The sequence below is a fragment of the Stenotrophomonas sp. HMWF003 genome (assembly GCF_003061285.1).
GTDB classification, from domain to species: Bacteria; Pseudomonadota; Gammaproteobacteria; order Xanthomonadales; family Xanthomonadaceae; genus Stenotrophomonas; species Stenotrophomonas maltophilia_AP.
This window is the reverse complement of the sequence record NZ_QAIW01000278.1, coordinates 8,036-12,065: the sequence shown is the minus strand read 5'-3', so window position 1 is coordinate 12,065 and position 4,030 is coordinate 8,036. Positions and strand designations below refer to the sequence as shown.

General features: G+C 65.0%; 3 protein-coding genes. All 3 read right to left on the bottom strand.

Translation table 11 applies throughout. The features are described 5' to 3' along the window. Positions 1 to 102 precede the first annotated feature (102 nt). Positions 103 to 1,485 (bottom strand): aldehyde dehydrogenase family protein, encoded by a 1,383-nt coding sequence (locus DBR34_RS11570; protein WP_128096907.1) that lies wholly within the window; start codon positions 1,483 to 1,485, stop codon positions 103 to 105. Between the two features lie 35 nt (positions 1,486 to 1,520). Further along, positions 1,521 to 3,176 carry an acetolactate synthase large subunit gene (locus DBR34_RS11565; protein ID WP_128096906.1) on the bottom strand — a complete coding sequence of 552 codons (1,656 nt, stop codon included), beginning with the start codon at positions 3,174 to 3,176 and terminating at the stop codon, positions 1,521 to 1,523. 143 nt (positions 3,177 to 3,319) lie between these two features. Continuing rightward, entirely contained in the window at positions 3,320 to 3,910 is a 591-nt protein-coding gene (locus tag DBR34_RS11560) for a hypothetical protein (RefSeq protein WP_128096905.1), read from the bottom strand. Between the last annotated feature and the right edge of the window lie 120 nt (positions 3,911 to 4,030).

The following is a 4,030-nucleotide window of genomic DNA, read 5'->3' as shown; positions in this document are numbered from 1 at the left end:
GTCCTGATTCAGCCCTTTGAGGGAATGCTAGCAGCAAGCCCTCGCAACAGGAGGCAGCAGTGGTATCGAAAGGACCCGCGCCCGCCCTCCCCCTCACTCAGCTCAACTCCTCCGCAAGAGAATCATCTTCTCCTGCGACATATCCCGCATCGTGTAGGGAATACCCCCAGTGCCATAACCGGACTCCCTGCGCCCCGCAAACGGCATCCAGTCCGTGCGGAACGCAGTAGGGTCGTTGATCATCACGGCAGAGGCATCCAGCCGGTTGGCCGCGCGCATCGCGATATCGATGTCCTGCGCGAAGACGCTTGCCTGGAAGGCGGTAGGCAAAGAGTTCGCCCGCGCGATAGCCTCATCAAGCTCGCCATAGCGGTACACCGCCACCACCGGGCCGAAGACCTCCTGCGTGGTCACCCGGGCGTCGCTGGCAGGATCGAGCAGCACGGTGGGTTGCAGCGTCGTGTCGGAAAGGCGCTTGCCGCCGGTTGCACAGGTCGCCCCGCCCTGCACTGCCTCCTCGATCCATTCGGCCACCCGGTCGGCCTCGCGGGGCTGGATCAGCGGACCTACCTCGGTATCTTTCAGCGTGGGGTCACCGGTACGCAGCTTTTCTACGCGTGCGATCAGCGCCTGGGTGAAGTCGTCGGCGATGGCGTTGTGCACGAAAATGCGCTGGGTGGATACGCAGACCTGTCCGGCGTGATAATAGCCGCCTTTGACGATGGGTTCGATGATCTTGGCCAGGTCCGCGCTGCGGTCCACGATAGCCGGTGCAACGCCACCATGTTCGAGCGCCGAGCGCGCCCCGTGTGCCAGCTTGGCATGCAACGACCAACCGACCCGGGCCGAGCCGATGAAACTGAGGAAGGCGACGCGCGGGTCGGTGACAAGTGCCTCAGCCAACGCGTTGCCATCCGGGAGGAAGCTCTGGCACCACGGCTCCGGCAGGCCTGCCTCGTGGACCATCGCCACGAATTCCAGGCAGGACAGCGGCGTGGTGGACGCCGGCTTGATGATGACCGGGCAGCCCACCGCGATGGCCGGCGCAACCTGGTGGACGATCAGGTTCAGCGGGTGATTGAATGCCGAGATCGCCGCGACAATGCCGATCGGCTCTCGGGTGGTGAACGCCCAGCGATTTTCCGCCGCAGCTGAAAGGCCCATCGGGATTTCGCGGCCGGCAAAGTTGCGCAGCTCATCGGCGGCGTTGTGGACGCCATCGATGGCGCGGGTGGTCTCGACGATGGCATCGGGGAGCGGCTTGCCGCCCTCGCGCGCGATCTGCAGGGCCAGATGGTCACGTTTGGCCTCCATCAGTGCGGCCAGCTTGCGCAGAATCACGATGCGCTGGTGCGGCTGCAGCCAGCCGTCGCGGTTCTTGAATGCCCGCTGCGCGGCGCTCAGTTTGCGTTCCAGTGCCGCCGCATCGTCGAAGGGGATGTCGGCGATGGGGGCGCGGTCGAAGGCTTGTACGACGGTCAACATCGGAAATTCCTTGTGTGGGGCGTCAACGCGACTGCTTACGCACAGCCCACGTCGGGCGTGCGGTTGCGCAGTTCGTCGACCAGGACGCGGGTGTTTTCGGAGTAGTCGATGGGCACATCCAGCAGGTGGACGCCGCCGCCAGCAAGGGCGGCCTCGATCGTGGGCACCAGCTGGTCCACGGCCGTGATCCGACTGCCCTTCGCGCCATAGGCTTCGGCGTAGCGCACGAAATCGGGATTGCCGAAACGCATGCCGAAATCCTCGAAGCCGTCCACCGCCTGCTTCCAGCGGATCATGCCGTAGGCGCTGTCGTTGAGGACGATGACCACCAGGTTCAGGCCCAGCCTGACGGCGGTTTCCATCTCCTGCGAATTCATCATGAAGCCGCCGTCGCCGCAGACGGCCAACACGCGGCGCTGCGGAAACAGCATCGACGCCATCATGGCCGATGGCAGGCCGGCGCCCATGGTGGCCAGCGCGTTGTCGAGCAGCAGCGTATTGGCCACATGCGTGCGGTAGTTGCGGGCAAACCAGATCTTGTACATGCCGTTGTCCAAGCAGACGATGCCGTCTTCGGGCATCGCCTGCCGCACGTCATGGACCAGGCGCTGGGGCGTGACCGGGAAGCGGTCTTCCTCGGCGCGGTCGTTGAGGCGGGACAGGATCTTTTGACGCAGTTCACCGGTGCCCGCATCTTCGACCACCCTGCCCTCCAGCCGTTCAGCAAGCGCGGTGGCACTGGCGCCGATGTCGCCGATCACCTCGATATCGGGGTGGTAGACCTGTTCGACCGTGGCGGACTGGAAGCCGACATGGATGACCTTGGGCCCGCCATTGTCTTTCATCAGGAACGGCGGCTTTTCGATGGTGTCATGGCCGATGGCAATGATCAGGTCCGCGCGCGCAACGGCCTCGTGGACATAGTCGCCTTCGGACAGCGCAGCGGTGCCCATGTACAGGTTGGAGCCGCCGGTAACGGCCCCCTTGCCCATCTGGGTATTGAAAAATGGCAGGCGCGTGCGGGCCACGAATGAGGAAAGCGCGTCGGTCAGCGAGGGGCGGCTACAGGCCGCACCGATCATCACCAAGGGGCGCTTGGCGGCAAGGATGGCAGTGACGGCCCGGTCGAGCGCTGCGTCAGGGGCAACGGGCCGGTCCAGGGGGTGCACCGGTATCACCGGTACCGCGTCTACCTCTTCGCCGGCGACATCCTCCGGCAGTTCCAGATGCACCGGGCCCGGACGCTCCTCCATGGCGACGCGGAAAGCATCGCGCACCATGGCCGGAATGGCCGCGGGACTGACAATCTGGCGGGTCATTTTCGTGAGCGGCTTCATCGAGGCCACGATGTCCACGATCTGGAAGCGCGCCTGCCGGGCGCTCATCACCGCCTTCTGGCCGGTGATCAGGATCATCGGCCACGCCCCGAGATGGGCGTACGCCGCACCGGTGGAGAAGTTAAGTGCGCCGGGCCCGAGGGTGGCGAGGCAGACCCCGGGCCGGCCCGTGAGGCGGCCATGGGTGGCGGCCATGAAGGCGGCGGCCTGTTCGTGACGGGTAAGCACCAGTTCGATGCGGGAGTTCCGCAGGGATTCCAGGAAATCGAGGTTTTCCTCGCCCGGAACGCCGAAGATGCGGTCTACGCCCTCATTTTCGAGTGCGGCGACCAGGAGGTCTGAGCCCTTGGGCATTGCTTCGATCCTTGCGGTGATGAACTGCAGAGAGTTCTGTGCCATGGGGAAAAGCGAGGTGTGGGCCGACTATACGCCCGGCACTGTGCACACCCGTCGAAGAGACGGCATCACGCGATAGGACGGTGCGATCCATGAAGCGCTCAACACCGCTGGCTGACGGTGTGGAACCGCTGCTGCTGCGCATCGAAGAACAGATACGCCTGGCCGGCATCATGGCCCAGCCCACTGATGTCCAGCTGCCCAACGAACACCATCGGCATGTCACCGGCCATGGGCCATTCCGGCGCCTGCAGCCACTTGGGCGGCGCTTTCAGGCAGCGGAACTCGCGCTTGACCGCTTCCTTCAACGCCGACTGCAGGGCCCTTGGATCCAGCGCATCGTGCCCGGCCATGAAGCGGTCGATGTACACCGCCGGCAGCGACACCCATTTCGGCTGGGCCTTCAGGGTCAGCGTGAAGCGATGTTGGTGGCTGTTGTCTACGAGATGGGCAACGCCTTGCCTGTCCAGCCACTCGGAAAGCAGAGTCTGGACGTTGTAGATGCCTTCCAGGCTCTGGTAGTCCTGGCTGATCAGGTGCAGGTACAGATCGGGCTCTGCCACGTAGGTCGGCAGGTTCCGCTCGCCCTCCAGCAGCGCCTGCAGCGCCGTGTCGGCATGGAGGTGCTGCTCGAACGCACGGGGTGAGATCCGGCCTTCGACGAACTGCTTGATGATGTCCACGCCGCTCATTTGGTGATGCCTCGATGCCGCAGGCGCGTGACCCTGCGTTGCTGATGGCCGGCCATCGTGGCATCGGCGGCGCGCCCTTCGCAATGCCGTGCATGCCGCCGCGGCCTGGCGCGGACCGGT